Annotated in this window: 23 protein-coding genes and 1 tRNA gene; 10 read left to right on the top strand and 14 right to left on the bottom strand. The window is 58.5% G+C overall.

Annotated features, from left to right (window positions below):
• Position 1 precedes the first annotated feature (1 nt).
• From D3871_RS05440 to D3871_RS05415, 6 genes are all read right to left on the bottom strand, one after another.
• Positions 2–1,195 (bottom strand): aminotransferase-like domain-containing protein, encoded by a 1,194-nt coding sequence (locus D3871_RS05440; RefSeq protein WP_119767960.1) that lies wholly within the window; start codon positions 1,193–1,195, stop codon positions 2–4.
• Between the two features lie 201 nt (positions 1,196–1,396).
• Positions 1,397–2,227 carry a PhzF family phenazine biosynthesis protein gene (locus D3871_RS05435; RefSeq protein ID WP_199724732.1) on the bottom strand — a complete coding sequence of 277 codons (831 nt, stop codon included), beginning with the start codon at positions 2,225–2,227 and terminating at the stop codon, positions 1,397–1,399.
• A 34-nt stretch (positions 2,228–2,261) separates the two neighbouring features.
• Positions 2,262–2,720 carry a RidA family protein gene (locus D3871_RS05430; protein WP_119767959.1) on the bottom strand — a complete coding sequence of 153 codons (459 nt, stop codon included), beginning with the start codon at positions 2,718–2,720 and terminating at the stop codon, positions 2,262–2,264.
• A gap of 54 nt (positions 2,721–2,774) precedes the next feature.
• Positions 2,775–3,656, bottom strand: coding sequence for a DMT family transporter (locus tag D3871_RS05425; RefSeq protein WP_233575519.1), 882 nt, complete (start codon positions 3,654–3,656; stop codon positions 2,775–2,777).
• 209 nt (positions 3,657–3,865) lie between these two features.
• Positions 3,866–4,456, bottom strand: coding sequence for a LysE family translocator (locus D3871_RS05420; protein WP_119767958.1), 591 nt, complete (start codon positions 4,454–4,456; stop codon positions 3,866–3,868).
• A 9-nt stretch (positions 4,457–4,465) separates the two neighbouring features.
• Positions 4,466–5,458, bottom strand: coding sequence for a threonine dehydratase (locus D3871_RS05415; RefSeq protein ID WP_119767957.1), 993 nt, complete (start codon positions 5,456–5,458; stop codon positions 4,466–4,468).
• Positions 5,459–5,565: 107 nt separating this feature from the next.
• Between D3871_RS05415 and D3871_RS05410 the strand changes: the two genes are divergently transcribed.
• Together D3871_RS05410 and htpG are read left to right on the top strand one after the other, a co-directional pair.
• Complete coding sequence (locus D3871_RS05410) at positions 5,566–7,023, top strand: aminotransferase-like domain-containing protein (RefSeq protein WP_119767956.1); 1,458 nt, start codon at positions 5,566–5,568, stop codon at positions 7,021–7,023.
• Positions 7,024–7,166: 143 nt separating this feature from the next.
• Positions 7,167–9,080 carry a molecular chaperone HtpG gene (gene htpG, locus D3871_RS05405; protein WP_119767955.1) on the top strand — a complete coding sequence of 638 codons (1,914 nt, stop codon included), beginning with the start codon at positions 7,167–7,169 and terminating at the stop codon, positions 9,078–9,080.
• Between the two features lie 212 nt (positions 9,081–9,292).
• On the opposite strand, the gene D3871_RS05400 is transcribed toward htpG, so the two are convergent.
• Together D3871_RS05400 and D3871_RS05395 are read right to left on the bottom strand one after the other, a co-directional pair.
• Positions 9,293–9,772: an acyl-CoA thioesterase gene (locus tag D3871_RS05400; RefSeq protein ID WP_199724731.1), complete on the bottom strand. Its 480-nt coding sequence runs from the start codon at positions 9,770–9,772 to the stop codon at positions 9,293–9,295.
• Between the two features lie 16 nt (positions 9,773–9,788).
• Positions 9,789–10,223 (bottom strand): hotdog fold domain-containing protein, encoded by a 435-nt coding sequence (locus D3871_RS05395; RefSeq protein ID WP_119767954.1) that lies wholly within the window; start codon positions 10,221–10,223, stop codon positions 9,789–9,791.
• A gap of 128 nt (positions 10,224–10,351) precedes the next feature.
• Between D3871_RS05395 and D3871_RS05390 the strand changes: the two genes are divergently transcribed.
• Positions 10,352–10,939: a TetR/AcrR family transcriptional regulator gene (locus D3871_RS05390; protein WP_119767953.1), complete on the top strand. Its 588-nt coding sequence runs from the start codon at positions 10,352–10,354 to the stop codon at positions 10,937–10,939.
• On the opposite strand, the gene D3871_RS05385 is transcribed toward D3871_RS05390, so the two are convergent.
• The 4 genes from D3871_RS05385 to D3871_RS05370 form a co-directional block, all read right to left on the bottom strand.
• Entirely contained in the window at positions 10,923–11,951 is a 1,029-nt protein-coding gene (locus D3871_RS05385) for a 2-dehydropantoate 2-reductase (protein WP_119767952.1), read from the bottom strand. The genes D3871_RS05390 and D3871_RS05385 overlap by 17 nt on opposite strands.
• Before the next feature lie 13 nt (positions 11,952–11,964).
• Positions 11,965–12,408: an Mpo1 family 2-hydroxy fatty acid dioxygenase gene (locus D3871_RS05380; RefSeq protein WP_119769909.1), complete on the bottom strand. Its 444-nt coding sequence runs from the start codon at positions 12,406–12,408 to the stop codon at positions 11,965–11,967.
• 63 nt (positions 12,409–12,471) lie between these two features.
• Entirely contained in the window at positions 12,472–13,218 is a 747-nt protein-coding gene (locus tag D3871_RS05375; protein ID WP_158597875.1) for a helix-turn-helix domain-containing protein, read from the bottom strand.
• 54 nt (positions 13,219–13,272) lie between these two features.
• Positions 13,273–14,022: an SDR family oxidoreductase gene (locus D3871_RS05370; RefSeq protein WP_119767950.1), complete on the bottom strand. Its 750-nt coding sequence runs from the start codon at positions 14,020–14,022 to the stop codon at positions 13,273–13,275.
• A 102-nt stretch (positions 14,023–14,124) separates the two neighbouring features.
• Between D3871_RS05370 and D3871_RS05365 the strand changes: the two genes are divergently transcribed.
• Positions 14,125–14,658 (top strand): DNA-deoxyinosine glycosylase, encoded by a 534-nt coding sequence (locus D3871_RS05365; RefSeq protein WP_119767949.1) that lies wholly within the window; start codon positions 14,125–14,127, stop codon positions 14,656–14,658.
• A 31-nt stretch (positions 14,659–14,689) separates the two neighbouring features.
• On the opposite strand, the gene D3871_RS05360 is transcribed toward D3871_RS05365, so the two are convergent.
• Complete coding sequence (locus D3871_RS05360; protein WP_119767948.1) at positions 14,690–15,631, bottom strand: LysR substrate-binding domain-containing protein; 942 nt, start codon at positions 15,629–15,631, stop codon at positions 14,690–14,692.
• A 165-nt stretch (positions 15,632–15,796) separates the two neighbouring features.
• On the opposite strand from D3871_RS05360, the gene D3871_RS05355 reads away from it, so the two are divergent.
• The 6 genes from D3871_RS05355 to D3871_RS05330 all read left to right on the top strand — a co-directional run bounded on the left by D3871_RS05355 (position 15,797) and on the right by D3871_RS05330 (position 21,563).
• Positions 15,797–16,780 carry a tripartite tricarboxylate transporter substrate binding protein BugE gene (locus tag D3871_RS05355; protein WP_119767947.1) on the top strand — a complete coding sequence of 328 codons (984 nt, stop codon included), beginning with the start codon at positions 15,797–15,799 and terminating at the stop codon, positions 16,778–16,780.
• Positions 16,781–16,784: 4 nt separating this feature from the next.
• On the top strand, positions 16,785–17,657 hold the full coding sequence (locus D3871_RS05350) for an N-formylglutamate amidohydrolase (RefSeq protein ID WP_119767946.1): 873 nt from the start codon (positions 16,785–16,787) through the stop codon (positions 17,655–17,657).
• A gap of 201 nt (positions 17,658–17,858) precedes the next feature.
• Complete coding sequence (locus tag D3871_RS05345; RefSeq protein ID WP_119769908.1) at positions 17,859–18,686, top strand: spermine/spermidine synthase domain-containing protein; 828 nt, start codon at positions 17,859–17,861, stop codon at positions 18,684–18,686.
• A 13-nt stretch (positions 18,687–18,699) separates the two neighbouring features.
• Entirely contained in the window at positions 18,700–20,511 is a 1,812-nt protein-coding gene (tfpB, locus tag D3871_RS05340; protein WP_119767945.1) for a type IV pilus assembly ATPase TfpB, read from the top strand.
• Between the two features lie 252 nt (positions 20,512–20,763).
• Positions 20,764–21,210 (top strand): hypothetical protein, encoded by a 447-nt coding sequence (locus tag D3871_RS05335; RefSeq protein WP_119767944.1) that lies wholly within the window; start codon positions 20,764–20,766, stop codon positions 21,208–21,210.
• Positions 21,211–21,487: 277 nt separating this feature from the next.
• Positions 21,488–21,563, top strand: a tRNA-Lys gene (locus D3871_RS05330).
• Between the two features lie 429 nt (positions 21,564–21,992).
• Here D3871_RS05330 and D3871_RS05325 read toward each other — a convergent pair.
• Positions 21,993–22,415, bottom strand: coding sequence for a DUF2784 domain-containing protein (locus tag D3871_RS05325; protein ID WP_119767943.1), 423 nt, complete (start codon positions 22,413–22,415; stop codon positions 21,993–21,995).
• Between the last annotated feature and the right edge of the window lie 66 nt (positions 22,416–22,481).

Below are 22,481 nucleotides of genomic sequence, written 5' to 3'. Positions count from 1 at the left end.
ATTACAGTTTCGCGGCGATCAGCTTGCCGAGCTTCTCAACGCCTTCACGAATCTTGGCCGGCGGCACAGTCACAAAGCTCAGACGCAGGGTATTGTGTTCCGGCGCATTCGCATAGAACGGTGCGCCCGGCACGAAGGCGACCAGTTGCTCGATCGCTTCATCGAGCAATTTCATGCTGTCGATATGCTTGGGCAGTGTCAGCCAGATGAACATGCCGCCCTCGGGTTTGGTCCAGGTGACGGACGGCGGGAAGAATTCCGTCAATGCGGCCAGCATTGCGTCGCACTGGTCTGCATACAGTTTGCGGATCGTCGGAATGTGTTCGGTCAGGAAGCCATCCTTGATTGCCTCATACACCACCATTTGCGTCAGCGTCGCAGTGTGCAGATCGGCCGCCTGCTTGGCTTGCTCAAGCTTGCGGATCAGCGGTACCGGCGCGACCACGTAGCCGAGGCGAATACCCGGCGTCAGCACCTTGGAGAACGAACCCATGTAAATCACGCCGTTCGGGTTCATTCCCAGCAGCTTGGGCAGGGGTTCGCCACGATAGCACAATGCGCCATACGGGTCGTCCTCAATCAATGGCAGGCCGAGGCGGGCACAGGCTTCTACCAGCGCGATGCGGCGTTCGACCGGCATCGTGCGGCCGGTGGGATTCTGAAAATTGGGCAGTGCATACAGCAGGCGCGCACCCTTGCCGATGTCGTCCAGGCGATCCGGCAACAGGCCGTTCTCATCGGTCGGCACCGAGACGAATTCGGGGCGATAAACGGAAAATGCCTGTAGCGCGCCGAGATAGCTGGGCGTCTCGACAAGTACCTTGCTGCCTTCATCGACCAGCACCTTTGCCAGCAGGTCCAGGCCTTGCTGCGAACCGGACACCATCAACACCTGCTCGGGCACGATCTTGACACCGTCGCCGGACAAGGAATTAGCAATCCATTCCCGCAGCGGGCCGTAACCATCGGTCGGTCCGTACTGCAGCGCTACCTTGCCCTGCTTGACCAGAACGCTGTCGAAGGCGGCGCGCATGCGCTCGACCGGGAAGGTTTCGGGAGAAGGCAATCCACCCGCGAAAGAGATGACTTCGGGACGCGCGGTCACCTTCAGGATTTCACGGATTGCGGAGCTTTGCAGCTGTTGAGCGCGCTCGGAGAATTGCCATTGGATCGGGGTTGGATTTTCCATTTTCATACTGGTCTCGCTTGGTTGATGGCAAATGTCTTCACGTTGTCGCAACGACCATTCACCTTATGAAGGTCCGCTCGTGGCAGACTTTTATCAGAACAGCATCGGATAGATGCCGGCCGGAGTTGAGATTGTAGTGCATGCGACGCGCTCCCGGTTCCGATTCCGATCATTGCGACAGAATCAGCCGGCCGCGCCGAATCTGCATTACGCCTGGATCATGCCTTCAATGCAATTGACCGCCTGGCCGCCGAGCCAGATGGTGTCCTTGTCATGGCTGACGCGGATGTGGCCGTCGCGCCCGACGCAGCGACCTTGACGCGCATGGTAATCGACCGTTCCGCGACGCTCGCGCAGGTAGTACGCCACCGCGCCATTGCCGCTGCCGCAGACCGGATCTTCCGGCGTGCTTTCATTCGGGGCGAATGAACGGACTTCCACCGTATCGCCGTCCAGCCCGAACATGTTCACATTGGCGCCGACGCGCCTGGCTATTGCAGCCATACCATCCATCGACGGCTTCAAAGCGCGCAAGGCTTCGCCGCTTGCAACCTGCCCGGTCAGCCATTCGACACCGATATCGACAATGACGGGGGCTTCCAGCAGGCGTGCGCCGATCGCTTCTTCGACCTCCCTATGCGTGGCGGCGTCTACCGGCGTCATCAGAGCTGGCGGCAACGCGATCGCAATGCCATCGTCGTCGGTCTGCAGATGTACCAGCCCTACCCCGCATTGCTGCACCAGCGTACCGGCCTGCTTTGGTATGAATCCGGACGACAGCAAGGCATGCGCGCTGCCTATCGTCGGATGCCCTGCAAAACGCATTTCATTGGTTGGACAAAAAATACGCAGCAGGTAATCGGCCGAGGGATCGGTGGGGGAGCAAACGAAAGTCGTTTCGGACAGATTGGTCCAGCGCGCGATGGTCTGCATGCGTTCCGTCGTCAAGCCATCACCATCGAGGATGACGGCGACCGGATTGCCCAGGTAAGGCACGGCGGTAAAGACGTCGACTTGGCGAAAACGGCGCTGGATCATGAATGCTCCTCGATGCGGGTTGGGATAAAAAGAATCAGGTAAGTTCGGCGATCAGTTCGATTTCAACGCAGGCTCCCAAGGGAATTTGCGCCACGCCGAATGCGGAGCGCGCATGCTTGCCCTGCTCGCCGAAGATTTCGCCGAACAGTTCGGACGCGCCATTGGTGACCAGGTGCTGCTCGGTATATTCCGCGGTCGAATTCACCAGGCTCATCACCTTGACGATGCGCTTGACGCGATTGAGATCGCCGCCGCAGGCTGCCTGCAAGGTGGCGATCAGATCGATCGCCACGGCGCGCGCGGCCTGCTTGCCTTCGTCGGTCGACATGTTCTTGCCAAGCTGGCCCACCCATGGCTTGCCGTCCTTCTTGGCGATATGGCCGGACAGGAAGACGGTGTTGCCGGTTTGTGCAAACATCACATAGGCGGCTGCGGGCGCGGCGACGGCCGGCAGTTCGATATTGAGGGCTTTCAGTTTGTCGTAGTAGGACAAGATGGTCTCCGAAAAAAGGATTGGCGGGGATGAAAAAGACGGCAATTCTACCGCTCAGCGCCGGACGCCCATTTGCCTGCCGACCGCGACGACCGCAATTACCGCAATCGCAAACAGAAAGTTGCGCGCATCCAGGGCTTCACCGAGCATCAAGGCCGCAGCCAGCAAGGTCAGGAAAGGTTGCAACAGTTGCACCTGCCCAACCCTGGCGATGCCGCCGAGGGCCAGCCCTTTATACCAAAAGAAGAACCCAATAAACATCGAAAATAGCGACACATAGCCGAATCCTATCCATGCCTTCGGCGACGCATCAAGCCCATAAGTCCAGACCAGCCATACCGTGACCGGCAGCAATACCGGCATGGAAAGCACCAGGGCCCAGGAAATCACTTGCTGGCCGCCCATGGACTGCGACAGGCGTCCCCCTTCCGCATAACCCATTGCAGCGGCGATGACTGCCGCAAACAGCGCGAGATCGGCGACATGGAACTCTCCGTCGCCCTGCCACAGCGCAAAACCGACGACTAGCGCACTGCCGACCAGGGCTGCAATCCAGAATCCCATCGATGGCCGTTCGCCGAAGCGGAGCGCACCGAACAGCGCGGTGGCAAGCGGCAGGATGCCGATCACGATCGCGCCGTGCGACGCCGGTACGTAGCGCATCGCGATCGAGGTAAACACTGGGAAACCGATTACCACGCCGAGCGAAGTGATGACCAGTGCGCGCCATTGCGCCGTTGTCGGACGCGGTGCACCCATCCACCACAGCAAGGCAGCCGATGCGATCGCGGCAACGACCGCCCTGCCCAATGCCACCAGCACCGGGTTGAGTTCAGCCACCGCCATGCGGGTGAACGGCAAGGTCAGGCTAAAGATCGCGACCCCGGCCAGGCCCAGCCACATGCCACGGCTTTCCTGCGTCATCGTTGCATTCATAGTGTTTTCCTCATCTCATCCGTGGTGCACTGGCATGCGGAATAAATAGTGTTTCTAAGTTTCTAAACTTGCGGCATTTGCCTGCGGCCGCCGGCAGTTATTCCTTCTTGCCACTCTGCCCCGTCATCCCCGCTTGCGCGAGGATGACGGGTTATGGACGGTTGCATGCTTAGTCTTCGGTCCTCGCAAGCAAGCCGCGCAGTAGTGGTCTACAGCCAGATAGCAATAGCGGAGTAAATCGTAAGCAGTACCATCACCGCGCAAAACAGGCGCTGCCACTGCGGTTGCGCGAGATAGCGGCGCAGTGCGGCACCGGTACCGGCCCACAAGCCGATGCAGGGAAGATTGATTGCACAAAACACCGTGCAAAACAGCAGGATGGCAAACCATACCGGCTGCACCAGCGGCAGGAAGGCGGAAGCGCCGGTGATCGCCATCACCCATGCCTTGGGATTGGCAAACTGGAACAGCGCGGCACCGAAAAAAGACATTGGCCTGGCGCTGCCCTGCTGGTCCTGGCGGAACGCCATGCTGCGCAGTTGCCAGGCCAGATAAAGCAGATAAGCCGAACCCAGTACCTTAAGCACAATATGAATCGCCGGAACGGCAAGAATCACACTGCCGATGCCCGCCGCGCAAAGCGCCAGCATGACGCCGAAGCCGACGGTGATGCCGAGCATGTGAGGGATCGAGCGCTGAAAGCCGAACAGAATGCCCGACGAGGTCAGCATGATGTTGTTTGGCCCAGGGGTGATCGACGAGACGAATGCGAAGAGTGCGAGCGGCAGCAGGGATTCCATAGCGGTTCCTCAGGAGAGCGGTTGGGGACAGCGTTGTTGTCTGTTCAGGATGCGGGCGAACTGGTCATGATCGACATTGCCGCCGCAGAGCGGGACGCCGATCTTGCGGCCGGCCAGTTGCTGCTTCATCTGCATGGCGGCAGCAAGTGCCGCAGCGCCGGCGCCTTCGGCAACGTTATGCGTTGCGAGGTAGTAGAGCCGCATGGCTTCTTCGACTTCGTCATCGGTGACCGCGACAATGTCGTCGGCATAACGCGTAACCCACGCCAGCGATGCCTCGTCCGGCACACGGCAAGCCATGCCGTCCGCCGTCACCGTGGTGACCGGGGACTCCAGCTTGCGCTTCTGTTCATAAGACAGCTTGTAGGCGAGCGCATGCGCGGAAACGACGCCGATGATACGGGTCGACAAGCCCAGCGCGTGGCGGGCGGCAATCGCGCCGCAGATGCCGGAACCCTGTCCTATCGGGACGAATACAGTATCGAGATCCGGCTGCGCCGACAACAACTCCATCCAGTAAGTGGCGACGCCATAGACCAGATCCTGATGACAGGAAGGAATCATGTGCAGCCGCTGCATCTCGGCGAGTTGGATCGCGTGTTCGCGGCTTTCCTGGAACTCATTGCCATGCTCGATCAGGTTCGCGCCCAATGCGCGCATGGCGGCATTCTTTTCCTTGCTGTTGCCGCGCGGGACCACAATGGTCGCCTGCAAGCCGTGACGGCGGCCGGCGAAGGCCACCGACTGGCCATGGTTTCCGCGCGTTGCCGAAATCACGCCACGCACATGTGGCGACCGCCGGGCCAGTTCATGCAGGTATACCAGGCCACCGCGCACCTTGAATGCGCCGGTCGGCGTATGATTTTCATGCTTGACCCACACTTCCGTACCGAGCGCTTCGTTCAGCAACGGCCATGAATACTGCGGCGTCGCAGGCATGGCGTCGTACACGATGCGAGCCGTCATTTCGAGTTGTTCGCGATCGGGCAAAGGCAGGGTCATGGCTGGCTCTCGGTTGCAGTTCAGGGAAGGTTGGACTATCCTAAACGACAAAACCAATACAGTACCAGTACAGTTACGCAAATAATCCTTAACACTGTCACGGCAAGATGACCAATACAGCCAACTCGCGTAAAACCTCACTCAGCGTCGCCACTCCACAGGCACTGTCCCGCGAAGGCGGCGAATCGCTGGTCGACCAGATCGTGCGTTCGATCGAAGCGCGGATCGACGACAAGCTGCTGCGCAACGGCGCGCGCATGCCATCGATCCGGCAATTTGCCGAGACGCATCGCGTGTCCAGGTTCACCGTGGTCGAAGCCTACGACCGGCTGGTGGCAAAGGGTTTCCTGGAATCGCGGCGCGGGTCCGGCTTTTATGTGCGGGAACGCTCGCCGATCATTGCGGCCGGAGGCAACGTCCTGCCGGTCGAAGCGGTGCCGAAAAGCCTGGATGTGGTCTGGCTGGTGCGCAACATGTTTCGTCAGCATCCGACGCAACATACACCCGGTTCCGGCCTGCTGCCGAGCGACTGGCTGGATGGCGAACTGATCGCGAACGGCTTGCGTGCGATCAGCCGTCAGAATCAGAACCTGTTGCTTCAGTACGGCAATCCGCAGGGTTCCATTCCGTTCCGCCAACAGCTTCAACTCAAACTGGCAGAATTGGAAATCGCGGCCACCCCCGACCAGATCGTCACCACCTCGGGCATCACGCAGGGGCTGGATCTGGTGGCACGCCATTTCGCGCAACCGGGCGATACGATCTTTGTCGACGACCCTGCCTGGTTCCTGATGTTCGGCTCCTTTGCCACTCTTGGCGCCAAGGTGGTCGGCATTCCACGCCTGCCGGATGGCCCCGATATCGCCAGGCTGGCGGAACTGGCCGCGCTGCACAAACCCAAGCTGTATGTGATCAATTCCGTCCTGCACAATCCGACCTCCACCTCGTTGTCGGCGGCCAAGGCATTTCAAATCCTGAAGATCGCCGAGCAGCACGACTTCACCATCGTTGAAGACGATGTGTATTGCGACCTGCACCCCGGCAGCGCGGTCCAGCCCGCGACGCGCATTGCTTCGCTGGACCAGTTGAACAGGGTCATTTATCTTGGCGGTTTTTCGAAAACCCTGGCGGCGAACCTGCGGGTCGGCTTCATCGCCACGTCCGAAGACATGGCCAAGCAGCTGTCCGACCGCAAAATGCTGTCCACGCTGACCACGTCGGATATCGGCGAGCGCATCATCTACAAAATCCTGTCCGAAGGCCATTACCGCAAGCATGTCGACCGCCTGCGCAGCAAGCTCGACAGCGTCCGCGACAAGACGCTGAAGCAGCTGGAGCGGGTCGGCCTCAAGCTCGATATCACTTCGCCGGCCGGCATGTTCGTCTGGGCCGATACCGGCCGCGATACCAACGTCCTGACCGAAAAGGCGCTGCAGCAAGGCATCCTGCTGGCGCCCGGCAGCCTGTTTTCGCCCAGCCAGCTGCCGTCGACCCGGATGCGGATCAATGTTGCCGCGACCAGCGATATTGCGGTATTGCGCTTTTTTGAGCGTGAACTCGGCTAGGCTTGCCCTCAAAGCCTTGAAATCGGAGAAAGTGTCCCCAACTCGCAGGAGTTGTCATACCGGCATGGCCTGGCTGCGCGCATTGAAGCGCTCGGGTCGCCGGTTGACCGTGACACTTTTTTCAATTGAATTTCGAGGTAAAAATGGTCGTAGCCGAAAAGCAAACCCTGGGTTTTCAGGCGGAAGTCAAGCAACTGCTGCAATTGATGATTCACTCCTTGTACTCCAACAAGGAAATCTTTCTGCGCGAACTGATCTCCAACGCGTCCGACGCGGCGGACAAGCTGCGCTTCGAAGCGATCAACAATAATGCGCTGTTCGAGAACGACGGCGACCTGAAGATAAAGGTCACGTTCGACAAGGCGGCGCGCACCATCACCATTTCCGACAATGGCATCGGCATGAGCCGCGAAGAGGCGATCGAGCACCTCGGCACCATCGCCAAGTCGGGCACCAAGGAATTCTTTTCCAGGCTGTCGGGCGACCAGCAGAAGGATGCGGCGCTGATCGGCCAGTTCGGCGTCGGTTTCTATTCCGCCTTCATCGTCGCCGACCGTATCACGGTCGACAGCCGCCGTGCCGGCCTTCCGGCCGATCAGGGCGTGCGCTGGGAATCGGGCGGAGAAGGCGACTTCAGCGTCGAATCCATCGACAAGGCATCGCGCGGCACCGACATCACGCTGCACCTGCGCGAAGGCGAAGACGAATTCCTGTCGGTCTGGAAGCTGAAGTCGGTGATCCGCAAGTATTCCGACCATATTTCACTGTCCATCCTGATGCAGAAGGAAGAATGGGACGAAGAGAAAAAGGAAACCGTCGTCAAGGACGAGTTCGAGACCGTCAACCAGGCCAGCGCCCTGTGGTCGCGCAGCAAATCCGACATCACGCCGGAACAGTACGAAGAGTTTTACAAACACGTTTCGCACGACTTCGAAGCCCCGCTCGCCTACACCCATAACCGCGTCGAAGGCCGCAGCGAATACACCCAGCTGCTGTACATTCCGACGCGCGCACCCTTCGATCTGTGGGACCGCAACAAGCGCGGCGGCATCAAGCTGTATGTGAAGCGCGTCTTCATCATGGACGATGCCGAGCAGCTGATGCCGGTCTATCTGCGCTTTGTGAAGGGCGTGATCGACTCGGCCGATCTGCCGCTGAACGTCTCGCGTGAAATCCTGCAAGAATCGCGCGACGTCAAGGTGATCCGTGAAGGTTCGACCAAGCGCGTGCTGGGCCTGCTCGAAGAACTCGCCAACAACGACGAGCAGGAGCAGAAGGACAAGTATGCGACATTCTGGACCGAGTTTGGCCAGGTGCTCAAGGAGGGCATAGGCGAGGATCAGGGAAACAAGGAACGCATCGCCAAACTGCTGCGTTTTGCATCGACGCACAACGACAGCGATGCGCAAACGGTGTCGTTCGCCGACTACATCGGCCGCATGAAGGAAGGTCAGGACAAGATCTTCTACGTCACCGCCGACAACTATGCGGCGGCCAAGAACAGCCCGCATCTCGAAATCTTCCGCAAGAAAGGCGTCGAAGTCCTGCTGCTGACCGACCGCGTCGATGAATGGATGCTGTCCTTCCTGCAGGACGTCGACGGCAAGGAACTGGCCTCCGTCGCCAAGGGCGATCTCGACCTCGGCAAGCTGGAAGACGAAGCCGAGAAGAAGCAGCATGAAGAGACCGAATCGCAATACAAGGAACTGGTCGAAAAGATGAAGACCGCCCTGTCCGACAAGGCCAAGGATGTGCGCGTGACCTTCCGCCTGACCGACTCGCCGGCCTGTCTGGTCGCGGACGAGCATGAACTGTCGGGCAACCTGTTGCGCATGCTGAAGGCCGCCGGCCAGAATGCGCCTGAGTCCAAGCCTATTCTCGAAATCAATCCGGATCATGCGCTGGTTCAGCGATTGAAGTATGAAGAAGCTAAGTTCAACGACTGGGCGCACATCCTGTTCGATCAGGCGACGCTGGCCGAGGGCGGCAATCTTGCGGATCCGGCCGGGTTTGTGAAGCGGCTGAATGAGATGTTGTTGGGGATGGCTGGGAAGTAAGTACGGTAGTGCGGGAAACGTCTAAGTTTGGCGTTTGACTGGGGCAGGGATCAGCTTAAAAGGCGATGGTATTGATATCCACTCCTGCCCTGACATTCCCTGTAATCAGATGATCACTACTCGCAAGTTGGCAAGACCACTAAATCCCTTCCCCCTACGCCGGGCGCCCCTGCAAGGGGGAAGGAGCCCTACGGTGAATCGCTATCTCAACCTCACACCACCGTACTAACTATCCCGCGCGACTCTTCCACAGCCCGCATCACCGTCAGCGGATCCACAACACCCTGACGCGACAGTATCACGCCCTTCGACGTACCTATCGCCACCACGCGGTCGCTGGCCATGAAGGTATGCGTCATGTAAAAGAACTTCTCGTCCCAGTGCGTCACCGTCAGCGATACTTCAAACGCATCGAACAGCTTCAGCGGCTTCTTGTAAGTCATCGTGTGTTCCGCGATTACCGGCATCCACCGGCGCTTGAGCATCAGCTTCGCCAGCCCGGAACGAATGAACAGGTCAACCCGATTCAAATCGCAGATCGTCAGATACCGCCCATTGTTCATGTGCAGGTTGATATCCAGATCATTCGGCAGGGTCCGCAGGCGCAACCGGCTGATCAGCGCATTCGCCGGCAAGCGTTCCCTGAAACATGACAGCACAAGCACATACAGCATGCGCAGCAAGAGATTCATCGCGGTTTCCTTCCGATTACTTCAGATTCATCGTGATGCGTGCGGTAAACACGCGCTTACCTTCGGTATCGAAAGCATCCACCGGAACTTCCACATTACCGGCCTGTTCCCAATCGACAGCCGCACCATCCGCGACGATGCGCATGTCGGTTTTTGCCTTGGCAAGATACTGCACATTCATCCCCACTGGAATCCACTGCCGTCCTTCCGGAATGGACACGGTAGTCATGGTGCCGGCCGCCAGTTCCGCGGCATTGCATAAGGCAATAGCGTGCACGGTACCGATGTGGTTATGGACTTCCCTGCGATTGGAAAACCTGACTTCCGCATAACCCGGTCGCAACGCGACAAAGGTCGGATCTATCGTTGAAAAATACGGGGCGAAATTGGTAACTGCCTTGCTGAAGCTTTCATTGCCCATCTGCGTGTACATCGCCAGTGTCTGATTCATGCCTCTCTCCTGTAGCCAGTTCCGTTTGCCGCCGCGTCCGGGACGCGGTAAGGTGCGGTTTTCTACCTTCCGCAGCAACCGCACTAGAATACTATTCTAGAACATTATTCTAGTCAATTGAGTTCATCATGACGGACACCAAGAAAAGCAGGAAACAGGAAATCCTGGATGCTGCACTCGCATGCTTCACCGAGCACGGCATCGAAGCGACGACGATAGACATGATCCGCGAACGCTCGCAAGCCAGCGTCGGCAGCATGTACCATCATTTCGGCAACAAGGAGAGCATCGCGGCGGCGCTCTATACCGCAGCGCTGGAAGAGCATCATGCCTACCAGCAGCAATTGCTGGAGGCAGCGACCACCGCGCAGGACGGCGTCAAGGCCATTACCTATGCCTATGTCGACTGGGTATCGGCCAATCCGGAAAAGGCGCGGTTCGTACTCTATAGCCGTGGCGCGCTGGCCCGAAACGAGATGGCGACCGACGTGCGCGAACGCACGCGTGCCCATGTGGCTGAAGTGCTGGAATGGTTTCGGCCTTACCTGGACACCGGCAAACTGAAAGCCTTGCCGGTGGAAGTGCTAGGCTCACTGATGACCGGACCGGCGCACGACTATGCGCGTCTGTGGCTGTCGGGCCGCGCAAAAACCGACATCAAGGCCTATCGCGAAATATTTGCCGAGGCGGCATGGAATGTCATGAAGCCGGAGTAAGCGCCTGGCCGCCGTTGGACAGCGCTGCGAGCAGTGATGCGCCGTCCAGCCGGCAATCCCCTCGTTTTTCGGCAACATGGACCAGCGCCACCATGCGTTCGTTCGCCGGCGTATCCAGCCCTTGCGCCTGTCCCAGGCGTATCACGGCGCCATTCAGGTAATCGATCTCTGTCTTGCGTCCGGCTTTCAAGTCTTCCCACATGGAGGATCGCGCTTCCGGGTCGATGCGCAGCATCGCCGCGGCCAGGCGCAGGAACAGAAAATCCGGAAGCCGCAATACGGTGGGCAACAGGTGCGGGGCGACGCGCCCCAGCTTCGCCGGTTTGATGCCGGCAGCCTTGAGCACAGCCAGCGCTTCATCGATCAGCAAGGCCAGGCAGCGTCGATAGGCGCGTTGCGACAGTTCAGCCTTTAACGGCAAGTCCGACAGCGCATTGACCGGATTGTTGAGGTTCAGCAGCAGCTTGCCCCACTGGACCGCAAGAAAATCCTCGCGCTCCATCAACGGCAGGCGCGCGGCGGCGAAATCCGCATGCCAGCGCGACAGGGATGGCGACGCTTCCACCATCAGTTCGCCTTCGGTGCCTCGGTGAAAGCGGCTCTCCGGCATCTGCACGACATTGAACGGCACCATGCCACCGATGACGGCAACTCCCGGGAGTTCTTTGCGCAGCAAATCCGCATTGCCTATTCCGTTTTGCAGGCTGAGCACCAGCACCGAGGGCTTGGCGTGCGCGCGAATCGCCTGTGCCGCGGCTTGCGTATCCGCGCTCTTCACCGTGACCAGGACAAGCTCTCCATCGGCAAGAGCGGACGGATCTTCGCAATATGTCAGGCTGGAAGGATGAAGTCGCGCTTCCCATTCGTGCAAGTCAGTGAGCGTGACGCCATGCCGGGCGATACGCGCGCCCATGGAAGCGCGTCCGATCAGCACGACATCGGCCCCGGTCGCCGATAGCGACGCACCGACAAAGACACCGATCGAGCCGGCGCCAAAGACTGCAATCTTCATCTTGAATTACGCCTCAATAGGCGATATGGAAACGGCGGTACAGAAAGCTCAGCACGAATAGCGGGCCGATCAGCAAAAAGCGCAGGTCGTCGAAAAACGACGGCTTCTTGCCTTCGATCTTGTGTCCGATGAACTGCCCTATCCAGGCCACCACGAACACCGCGAGCGACACCTTCAGCACCTGGTCTTGCGAGAGTACCGATAGCATCCACAGCATGGCGCCCGACATCAGCAGCATGCCGAGTGCGAACGGTACCGACAGGCGGAAGTAGTACAACAGGGACACGACTGTCACCGCTATCGCCGCCAACGGGTGAAGCGCCCAGATCATGCCGAGAAAGGAAAACACAATGGCTGGAATGCAGATGAAGTGGATCAACTCATTGGTGTGATTGAGATGACTCTCGCCATACTTTGCCAGCAGGCTATGAATCTGACGTTGCGCTACAGTTTCCATGACAGTCTCCTTGATGAATGCGACGGCTTTTTGCAGGGCCGTTCTGAAAATCATCTTAGTGCGTCATGCGGCGTTCTGCTTGAACGCAATCGTCATTTTTTGCAGTTCCGACGGGACGACGCCGAAAGTTTTGCGGAAGCTGCGGCTCATGTGCGCAAGGTCAGCGAAGCCCGCGAAGTGGGCGGCGCTGGTCATGTTTTCGCCGCGCGCTACCGCCGCAACCCCACCCAGCAAGCGCGTCCACAACAGATAGCGCGAGAGCGACATGCCGGTCTGCTGGCGAAACAAGTGGGTAAAGCGGCTTTCGGATAAATGCACCATGTCGGCCAGCGATGCGCCGCTAGGCTCCTGTCCGGGATTGGCGCCTATCCAGTCCAGCACTGTTGCGATTCGCGGGTCGAAGCCGGCCGGAACCAGGGCCTGCGGAATCGCGCAATTGAGCCATTGCTGGGCAGTCTCACGGGCAAGCTCGGCATCGAGCGTACCCTCTTTCGCCGAATCGATTGCCGCGCGAACTGGCGCAAAGTGCGGTAATGCATCGAATTGCGCGGGCAGGACAGTGGCAACCGTCTGCTGGCGCTGCGGCAGTTCGACCAGCAGATGAGCGAGCATGTCGCCGCCGCAATCGATCTGATGAAACTGGTTAGGCGCAAACACGGCTGCACGGGTTTCGATCCAGTTCTGGTCCGGTCCGAGCCGGGCGCGGAAAGGACGGTCGATACCCAATGTGAGCTGCACCGCAAAATGCGCGTGTGGCGTCGAGTCGATTCCCGGACCGATGACCAGCGCGTGCCCATGCCACAGATACATGCTGGCGTGGCGTTGCTCCGTGATGGACTGCGCGGGGTGCGGCATCTACTTGGGTTATCGCCCGCCGGCCACGTCGATACAGGCGCCCGTGGTGTACGAAGCCTGATCCGACAGCAGCCAGAGAATGGCATTCGCCACTTCGACCGCATCGCCGCCGCGTTTCATCGGTACTGCGTCCTTCACGCGGTCGACCCGTCCGGGCTCGCCGCCGCTGGCATGGATCTCGGTATAGATCACGCCGGGTCGCACCGCATTGACGCGGATACCTTCAGTTGCGACTTCCTTGGCCAGACCGATGGTCATGGCGTCGATTGCCGCCTTGGACGCCGCATAGTCGACATATTCATTCGGCGAGCCGAGGCGGGCCGCGACCGACGACACATTGACGATCGCGCCGCCGTTGCCGCCGCGCGCGGTCGACATGCGACGCACCGCTTCACGCGCGCAGAGAAAGCTGCCGGTGACATTGGTGGCAAAAATACGGTTCAGGCGGCCGGCATCCATTTCCTCGACGCGCATATGGTGTTCGAGTATGCCGGCGTTGTTGACCAGCGCAGTGATGGACCCCAGGGTCTGGTCGACCGATTCGAACAGTCTGATCACATCGTCCTGCGACGATACGTCGGCCTGAGTCGCGATCGCTTCGCCGCCCGAATTCTCGATGGCCCGCACCACTTCGTCGGCGGCGTCCCGGTTGCGCAGATAACTGATGCATACCGCATAACCGCGCGTTGCCGCCAACTGGGCGGTGGCGGCGCCGATGCCGCGGCTGCCGCCGGTAATCAACATGACTTTTCTAGACATCTTTATCCCCTCGACAAAAGCGGAACTTGCAACATCCTAGAGAACCCCAAAGATAACATCAACCGCCTGCGCCCCGCATAACTGCTCCGATACAATTGCCTCATGTCACTTTCCGTCGCCCCTGTCTTGCTCACCGGATTTCCTCCGGTGCTGGATCACTCCACCCGCATCCTCATCCTCGGCAGCTTTCCCGGCGTGGCCTCGCTCGCCGCCGAACAGTACTATGCCCATCCTCGCAATCAGTTCTGGTTGTTGATGTCCGAAGTCATCGGCACGAATTTATCGGCACTCAGCTATCCGCTTCGCCTGGAAGTGCTATTGGCAAACGGCATCGGCTTGTGGGACGTGGTGGCTGAGACGCATCGGGAAGGCAGCCTCGACAGCAGAATCCGGGATCATGCCCGCAATGATCTCGTCAGCCTGATAACTGCACTCCCTGATCTGGCTGCAATCGCATTCAATGGAGGAACCGCCGCCCGCATCGGTTTGAAGGCGCTTGCGAATTACGCTGATCGCTATCAAATCATCAAGCTGCCGTCGAGCAGTCCGGCATATACCCTGCCCTATCCTGAAAAATTGGTTGCCTGGCGGAGCCTGCGGGACTGCAGCTCTCCAGCATACAAACTTGAACGATGAACGCAGCTCGGTAGGGCCCGTAACAGATAAGTCAGGCCGTAGTCATCGTATTTTGCATGAGCAGCGTCCGGTCTGCTTCTGCGGTCTCGAGCAGCCACTGACGAAACACGACGAGTGCCGGGTGGTTGCGGCGCTGCACGGGCGCGCAAAGAAAATAACCCCTAGGGAGACTGATCGGTAAATTAAACGGTATCACTAGTTGGCCCGACGCCAATTCCTCCTGTATTAAGCAGCGCTGCAATACCGCGACTCCCATGTCGGTCTTGACAGCCTGTATCAGGATGGAGACGTGATCAAAGCCGGACGCAAGTTTTGGTGTAGCCTCCAGCACGCCTGCCTCGCGCAACCACAGTTGCCACCTGGTGGGTGTGGATGTGTGGTAAAGCAACTGCTCGTTCATCAGTTCGGCAGGCGTTGTCCATTGCCCTGCGGCGCGGCGCCGGCTCAGTCGCGCAGGATGCGCCACTGGCACCATTTCCCTTCCAATGACGTAATCACAATCCCAGCGGGCAGGCCATTCGCCAGCAGCGCCGGTAAGAATGGCCGCGTCCGGTTGGGGGCCGGCGAAGTCTTCATCGCGGCGGTACGGTGCAAAAATGATCTCGATACCCGGATGGCGCTGCGAGAATATCGGCAGCCGGGGCAACAGCCAGACACCGGCGAGCGTGGGCACCACCGATAAAGTGAGCCGCTTGTTGTCGCTCCCGGACATCAACGTTGCGCTCGCCTCTTCAATCGCTGCAACAGGCCCGCGAATCGCCTCGAGGAATGCGCATCCGGCAGGCGTTATGGTCAGAAGATGGGCGGAGCGGCGCAACAGCACTTGGCCGAAATGAGACTCAAGCCTGTTGATCGCACGACTGACCGCGGCCTGGGTCACGCAGAGTTCCTCCGCTGCCCGCGTAAAACTGCCAACGCGCGCCACGGTGACAAATGCATGCAATTCCGACATCGACGGCGAGCGAATTTTCACGATGGCAATTCTTGAATAACCTTTGGTAATGCGATTGTACCGTTTCGTTACTTTTCTATAAGAATAAAAGAAGCGACACTAGAGCGGTTTGCACGAAGTTTCCAGCCTGCAGTTGCAAGTCTGTATCCGGTGCAGCCCCAATAAATCCGATAAGAAGGAATTGCCATGCCACGTCCTAGCGCAATACGCCGCAGCTTGCTCGCCTCCCTCGCTCTTTCCGTCCTGCCAGGCACGTCCGTCCTCGCGCAGGAAAACTATCCGAACCGCCCCATCACGCTGATTGTGCCCTTTGTTGCCGGTGGCTCCACCGATTTGATCGCAAGATTGATTTCGCAGCACGCTGGTGAACAATTGGGACAGACCATCGTGGTGGAAAACCGCGGGGGCGCAGGTGGAAGCCTGGGCATGGCCTTTGTAAAGCGCGCCAAGGCCGACGGATACACGATCGGCATGGCATCGGTGAGTACGCATGGTTCGAACCCGGCTGTGTACAAGGCGCTGCCATACGATCCAATCAAGGATTTTGTCCCGATCACCAACGTCGCGGCAGTACCCAGTGTGTTTTCCGTGAACCCGAACGTGCCGGCAAAGACCATGAAGGAATTCATAGAACTGGCGCGTGCCAACCCCGGCAAGTACACCTTTGCGTCCCCCGGTATCGGTTCGCTGGGGCACGTCAACATCGAAAACATGATGATGCAGGGTAAATTTGAATTGCTGCATGTGCCTTACAAGGGTGCCGGGCAGGCAGTGACCGACGCGATCACCGGTCAAGTCAACGCGCTCACCGACAATCTGTCGTCGAGCCTGCCGTTCATCAAGCAGGGCAAACTGCGCCCTCTGGCCGTTCTCAGCGCTACGCGTTCGCCTGAACTGCCGGATATTCCGACTTACGCGGAACTCGGCATCAACATGAAAGAAGCAGGATGGTTCGGTATTGTCGCGCCAGCCGGCACTCCCGCAGCCATCGCCAACCGTCTCAACCAAGCCATCCACAAGGGCATGGAAGCGCCGGAATTCAAGCGGAAGTTGAAAGAGATGGGCGGCACACCGGTGCAGAACACGCCGGATCAGTTCCTTGCTCAGATCAAGGCGGCAATTGCCCGCTACGACGAAGTCGCAAAGAAAGCCAATATCAGTCTCGATTGATCGGATGAACAAGATTGTGAAGCCTTTTGAGCTGTATCTGCCTGCGGGAGAAGCTATCCCGCTGGTGTGCGATTCGCCACACAGTGGCGTGTACTATCCGGACGATTTTCAGGCTGCGATCCCACAGGCGCGCTTGCGCGAGGGCGAAGATACGCACGTTGACGCATTGTGGCGTGCGGCGCCAGAATTTGGCGCTACTCTGCTGGCCGCGAATTTCCCACGGGTGTATATCGATGCCAACCGCACGCTTGACGACCTGGATGAGAGTCTGTTGGAAACGCCATGGCCGGAGCCACTTCAACCTGGACCGAAAACCCATCTGGGTTTTGGCCTGATCTGGCGCAATATCGACAAGAACACGCCCATCTATGGCCGCAAGTTGACGGTGGATGAAGTGCGGGCACGTATCGACCAGTATTACCGTCCTTACCATGCGAGCTTGTCCGCTGCGATTGACACGGCTTACCAGCGGTTCGGTGCGGTATGGCACCTGAACCTGCATTCGATGCCGAACAATGCATACGAGCGGCTCGGCATGAACAGCCCACACCCATTGGCGGACTTCGTGCTGGGCGACCGGGACGGCACCACGTGTGATGCGGAGTTTGTACAACTAGTGGCGTCCGAATTGCGATCGCTTGGATATTCGGTGGCAATCAACGATCCATACAAAGGTGTCGAACTAATCGCGCGGATTGGCGATCCGTCAAAGCGCCGCAACAGTTTGCAAATCGAGGCGCGCCGCCCTATCTATATGGATGAAAAGACACGGGAACCGAACGAGCGGTTCGCCGACGTGCAACGCGACATGACCCATGTTTTGCAAAAACTCGCAGACTACATCTGCAAACAGTGCCACGCTTCATTGCACAAATGAAGGACAAATGAAAAGGTAACTGCGGTTTCAGCCGCGTACCAGATAAACATGAAGCCGGCTTGCCATGCCAGATTGGAAACATCGTTCCTTCCTTCGTCTTATCCAGTCAACGCCCGGTTGCGTTTGCCGAAAAACTGGCGCAATGAAAGAACATCATTCTGTAGAATGGCAGAAACATTTTCTGCCCAGGCAGACCAGTTCATGCTCATCAAACGCAATTCCATGGAAGCGCAGGCCAATCGCAGGGCAGGTCCCGGCAAAGCCAAGGCCGAGCCCAAACCGCGCAAGGCCAAATTTGCACCGATCACGCTGTCCGAACAGGATGGCGTGGTCTTTCTTCATTTCGGTACCGAGTGGATACAGGGGGCGATGCGGGTACGCAAGCCGGACTGGATAGAACTCGAATACGCGCAGCAGATGATGGCGTGGATGCTGTTCATCGAAAAGCCGGAACGCATCGTGCAGTTAGGACTCGGCACCGCCGCGCTGACAAAATTCTGCTATCGGCAATTTCCAGAGGCGCAGATCACCGCGGTAGACCTGAACCCTAGCGTGATCGCCGTGTGCCGCACCATGTTCCGGCTACCTGACGATGATGAACGCCTTGCCGTACTTGAAATGGATGCGCTGGACTTTGTCAATGATCCGAGCAATCACGGCACCGTCGATGCGCTGCAGGTCGATCTGTACGACGCGACGGCAAAAGGCCCGGTGCTCGACACGGCGGAATTCTATGAAGCTTGCTCCGCATGCCTGACGCCGCAAGGCATCCTGACGGTTAACCTGTTCGGCGACCACCCCAGCTACACCAGGAATTACAAGTCCATGCGCCATGCCTTTCCCGACACGATGTGTCTGGCGCCGGTACATGAAGGCAACGTCGTCGCGATCGGCTTCAAGACCCCGCGCGAACTGGATTTCGCCGCATTGCACGAACGCGCCAAGCAGATCACCGGCGCGACCAAACTTCCGACCAAATCATGGGTGAACGGACTCAAGGCTTGGCAAACGGCACGGCAGGCAAAATAAAGGAAGCACCGCGATGAACGCCAGACTCGAACAAGTGGGCCAGAGCAGCAAGACCGCTTCCAAGGGAACCGACTTGCAGCAGATCTTTACCTGGCTGCTGGCGGACGGCATCATCGCAAAGGCCGAGGCCAAGGCCTTGTACAACCAGGCGCAGGGTTTGCTGCGCAACGCGACGATGACCATGCATCCGCTGACCGCGCTCGCGCAATGCAAGGTGCAGTCCGCCCAGCCGCCGCACAAGCTGCTGACGCTGGACTGGCTGACCGAGTGGATGGCCGGCAAGGTCAAGCTGCCGTTCTTCCGCATCGATCCGCTCAAGATCGACTTCACCCGGGTCGCCGACGTGATGTCGGCCAGTTATGCAGCGCGCTTCAATATCCTTCCGGTCGAACTCACCCAAACCGAAGTCGTGGTTGCAACCGCCGAACCGCTATCGATCGAATGGGAAGCCGAGATCGCCAAGATCACGCGCCGCAAGGTTCGCCTGGTGATTGCCAATCCGCTCGATATCGCCCAGTACACCAGCCAGTTTTTCACGCTGGCCAAATCGATCAAGGGCGCAAACAAATTCGGCAATCAGGACGTCGCGCTGCGCAGCAACTTCGAGCAGCTGGTCGAACTGGGCAAGGCCAACAAGACACTCGATGCGAACGACCAGCACATCGTCAACATCGTCGACTGGCTATGGCAATACGCGTTCGAGCAGCGGGCTTCGGATATTCACCTTGAGCCCAAGCGCGAACTTGCGGTGATCCGCTTCCGCATCGATGGCATCCTGCACCAGGTGTATCAAGTGCCGATCGCGGTCATGATCGCAATGACCGCCCGCATCAAGCTGCTGGGCCGCATGGACGTGATCGAAAAGCGCCGTCCGCAAGACGGTCGCATCAAGACGCGCACGGCCGGCGGCCAGGAAATCGAACTGCGTCTGTCGACCCTGCCCACCGCCTTCGGCGAAAAACTCGTGATGCGTATCTTCGACCCCGATGTCGTGGTCAAGACCTTGCCCGAACTTGGCTTTCCGACCGACGATGCACGGCGCTGGGATGCGCTGACCACCCGCCCGCACGGCATCATCCTGGTCACCGGCCCGACCGGCTCCGGCAAGACCACCACGCTCTACACCACGCTCAAGGCGCTGGCGACTTCGGAGGTCAACGTCTGCACCGTCGAAGACCCGATCGAAATGGTGGAAGGCTCGTTCAACCAGATGCAGGTGCAGCACGGCATCGACCTGTCGTTCGCCGACGGCGTGCGCGCACTGATGCGACAGGATCCCGACATCATCATGGTCGGCGAAATCCGCGACCTCGAAACCGCCGAGATGGCAATACAGGCCGCGCTCACCGGCCACCTCGTGCTGTCGACCCTGCATACCAACGACGCACCATCGGCCGTCATGCGCCTGCTTGAACTCGGCGTGCCCTACTACCTGCTGGAAGCCACCCTGATCGGCATCATGGCCCAACGCCTGGTGCGCACGCTGTGCCATGAATGCAAGAAACCCGACGGCGACTTGAACGACGATGTATGGAACAACCTGATCGAAGGCTGGACGCTGCCAAAACCGGCGACGATCTACCGCCCGGTCGGCTGCCCAGAATGCCGGCAGACCGGATATCGCGGGCGTACCGGCCTGTATGAACTGCTCAACATCACGCAACCGTTCTCCAAGCTGATCAAGGAAGAGACCGATATCCATGCCTTGCGCAAGCAAAGCATTCACGATGGCATGAAGCCGCTGCGCATTGCGGGCGCGCTCAAAATCGCCGAAGGCATGACCACCGCTGACGAAGTGCTGAAGGTCACGTCGACCCTTACCTGAATGTCGTCACGGCCGGAAGCCGTGACGATGCCCCTTCGATCAATTTCCGCAACCGTCGCCCGAAAGCCACGGCATTCTGCACGCCTACTTATCGCCTTCACCGGTTTGATGGCCTGTGCCGAATGAGTTAGCTTTTACACGCGATATTTCAGAACTATTTTGCGTGCCGGAGCGCTGCAATTGAAATCAGCGTGATGTACCTACAAAGTTTTCACCAAAGAAAACAAAGTAATTACACGTTAATACTAAGTTATGCCAGCCCTGACCGGTAACGTGAAAAATGAAATCGATGCATTTTTTTTGACCGGCAAGGCGCAGGGGGGGTCAATAGCGGTGCTATTGACGACGAGTGCAACGCAGGAAGGCGGCTCGGCGCCCCCGGAAAAAGACGTAATTTCATGTCGTGCTATGGGTTGGGATTGGTATTACGCCAAGGCAGTGGCCGATGCGATGCCAATGGCCTGCGCAGCGACGGCTTGTGCAGGGCACCGAAGATCAATGCCGAATTCAACGCGCCCGGTAGTCACTCTGCATATGCTGGGCGATATGTACGCGACTTTCCATATGGAACAGATTTATCGCAAGCGTGCGATAGAAAAAGACGGACACTTTGCTGGCGCAACACGTGATCCGGGCCGCCTAGAGCGCTTTTCCAGTTGCGGAACAGATAGAGGCGTTCAAGGCAATGACGGAGGGTGACAGCGTGCTGTCAAGCCTGCGGGGGACGACGTGCTGACACCGACTGTCGTTGCCCATCTGAATTATGGTTGCACCTACGTCATCAATACGCCTGGTCCTGACGATCTGCCCGCACTTGCCAATGTCCGACCCGGTCTTCCCACGTGTCCGGCGAAATGATAGAAAGCATTGCAAGTCGTCAATTCAAGAGGCAGTCGCAATGAAAAGTATGCTGCCAAAGTATTGTTGAAAACACTCTTCCGTTTAGACGGATTGTTGCTATAATTCCGTCCTCGTTGGGTCGTTAGCTCAGTTGGTAGAGCAGCGGACTCTTAATCCGTAGGTCGAGTGTTCGAGCCACTCACGGCCCACCAACGAATTCAAGCACTTAGCCCAGTCCATGTGATTGGGCTTTTTGCTTCTAGAAGGCATGTAGGCACAATGTAGACATCCGGGACTGCTGGCGCACGCGAACGTCCATCTCTAACCAGCACTCCCTTTGCCACCCCTACCTCTGTTCGGCTATTAAAGAGCGCACGCAGTCATTTTTGAAATCCAGCGATCAGTCGCCACTTGCCATTGCCATGGCGGGCGTATAGTTGCCCATTCCCCAGCCAATGCCACTGCCAATCTTGTGCTCACACTCCGCGCGGAAATTTCCCCACATCGCGTTGCCGTTTCCTTCGCCTTGCTGAACGGGCCTATTTCAAGCCATTGTTGCACTACTCACCTCCGGCGATGCCCAACGTTTGACATGAGAGTCTCTACCCGGCTTGCCGGGGCGAGCCCTCTCGATGGAAGGGCTAGGCATCTGCTTTGCTCCGATGCCGCCCGAACCTTGGGGGAAAGTACCACCAGGCTGCAGCAACCGCCAGACCGAAGGCTGTATAGGCCGCTGTAAATGCCCACGGCGGCGCCTGCCAGAACAGAAGCGTCTGGAGCCAGTACTCAATAAAACCGCCCGCATAAGTTGTGGTTTTCGCTTTGGCTCGCAGCCACATTTCGAGCGTAGTGAGCGGGCACAGGAAACCAAGCCAAGCCTCCCCGGCAACTATGGCGATGGTGGCGAGGTGAGCGAGCCTGAACCAGAGTGAATTGACCCACGGCCAGGATCGCAGATTGCCGACTACCACCAAGACCAAGCCGCCGATGACAAACAAGACGATGGTGACATGCAGCAACAGAACGACATTTGCCAACAACTGATATGACAGCAATTCGTACATTGCTTAGATGCCTAACAAAAAGAGTTTATACGGATGCGTTAAGCGGATAAGCAAGTGGGCTGTCCG

It is taken from the genome of Noviherbaspirillum saxi (assembly GCF_003591035.1).
GTDB classification, from domain to species: domain Bacteria; phylum Pseudomonadota; class Gammaproteobacteria; order Burkholderiales; family Burkholderiaceae_D; genus Noviherbaspirillum; species Noviherbaspirillum saxi.
Note: the sequence above shows the minus strand (reverse complement) of the source record. Positions and strands in the feature narration are given on the sequence as shown.

What these genes read in the sequence shown, in the direction of transcription:
- D3871_RS05440 (WP_119767960.1), bottom strand. Translation starts at nt 1,195, where the DNA reads ATGAAAATGGAAAATCCAACCCCGATCCAATGGCAATTCTCCGAGCGC.
- D3871_RS05435 (WP_199724732.1), bottom strand. Translation starts at nt 2,227, where the DNA reads ATGATCCAGCGCCGTTTTCGCCAAGTCGACGTCTTTACCGCCGTGCCT.
- D3871_RS05425 (WP_233575519.1), bottom strand. Translation starts at nt 3,656, where the DNA reads ATGAATGCAACGATGACGCAGGAAAGCCGTGGCATGTGGCTGGGCCTG.
- D3871_RS05420 (WP_119767958.1), bottom strand. Translation starts at nt 4,456, where the DNA reads ATGGAATCCCTGCTGCCGCTCGCACTCTTCGCATTCGTCTCGTCGATC.
- D3871_RS05415 (WP_119767957.1), bottom strand. Translation starts at nt 5,458, where the DNA reads ATGACCCTGCCTTTGCCCGATCGCGAACAACTCGAAATGACGGCTCGC.
- D3871_RS05410 (WP_119767956.1), top strand. Translation starts at nt 5,566, where the DNA reads ATGACCAATACAGCCAACTCGCGTAAAACCTCACTCAGCGTCGCCACT.
- htpG (WP_119767955.1), top strand. Translation starts at nt 7,167, where the DNA reads ATGGTCGTAGCCGAAAAGCAAACCCTGGGTTTTCAGGCGGAAGTCAAG.
- D3871_RS05400 (WP_199724731.1), bottom strand. Translation starts at nt 9,772, where the DNA reads ATGAATCTCTTGCTGCGCATGCTGTATGTGCTTGTGCTGTCATGTTTC.
- D3871_RS05395 (WP_119767954.1), bottom strand. Translation starts at nt 10,223, where the DNA reads ATGAATCAGACACTGGCGATGTACACGCAGATGGGCAATGAAAGCTTC.
- D3871_RS05390 (WP_119767953.1), top strand. Translation starts at nt 10,352, where the DNA reads ATGACGGACACCAAGAAAAGCAGGAAACAGGAAATCCTGGATGCTGCA.
- D3871_RS05385 (WP_119767952.1), bottom strand. Translation starts at nt 11,951, where the DNA reads ATGAAGATTGCAGTCTTTGGCGCCGGCTCGATCGGTGTCTTTGTCGGT.
- D3871_RS05380 (WP_119769909.1), bottom strand. Translation starts at nt 12,408, where the DNA reads ATGGAAACTGTAGCGCAACGTCAGATTCATAGCCTGCTGGCAAAGTAT.
- D3871_RS05375 (WP_158597875.1), bottom strand. Translation starts at nt 13,218, where the DNA reads ATGTATCTGTGGCATGGGCACGCGCTGGTCATCGGTCCGGGAATCGAC.
- D3871_RS05370 (WP_119767950.1), bottom strand. Translation starts at nt 14,022, where the DNA reads ATGTCTAGAAAAGTCATGTTGATTACCGGCGGCAGCCGCGGCATCGGC.
- D3871_RS05365 (WP_119767949.1), top strand. Translation starts at nt 14,125, where the DNA reads ATGTCACTTTCCGTCGCCCCTGTCTTGCTCACCGGATTTCCTCCGGTG.
- D3871_RS05355 (WP_119767947.1), top strand. Translation starts at nt 15,797, where the DNA reads ATGCCACGTCCTAGCGCAATACGCCGCAGCTTGCTCGCCTCCCTCGCT.
- D3871_RS05350 (WP_119767946.1), top strand. Translation starts at nt 16,785, where the DNA reads ATGAACAAGATTGTGAAGCCTTTTGAGCTGTATCTGCCTGCGGGAGAA.
- D3871_RS05345 (WP_119769908.1), top strand. Translation starts at nt 17,859, where the DNA reads ATGCTCATCAAACGCAATTCCATGGAAGCGCAGGCCAATCGCAGGGCA.
- tfpB (WP_119767945.1), top strand. Translation starts at nt 18,700, where the DNA reads ATGAACGCCAGACTCGAACAAGTGGGCCAGAGCAGCAAGACCGCTTCC.
- D3871_RS05335 (WP_119767944.1), top strand. Translation starts at nt 20,764, where the DNA reads ATGCCAGCCCTGACCGGTAACGTGAAAAATGAAATCGATGCATTTTTT.
- D3871_RS05325 (WP_119767943.1), bottom strand. Translation starts at nt 22,415, where the DNA reads ATGTACGAATTGCTGTCATATCAGTTGTTGGCAAATGTCGTTCTGTTG.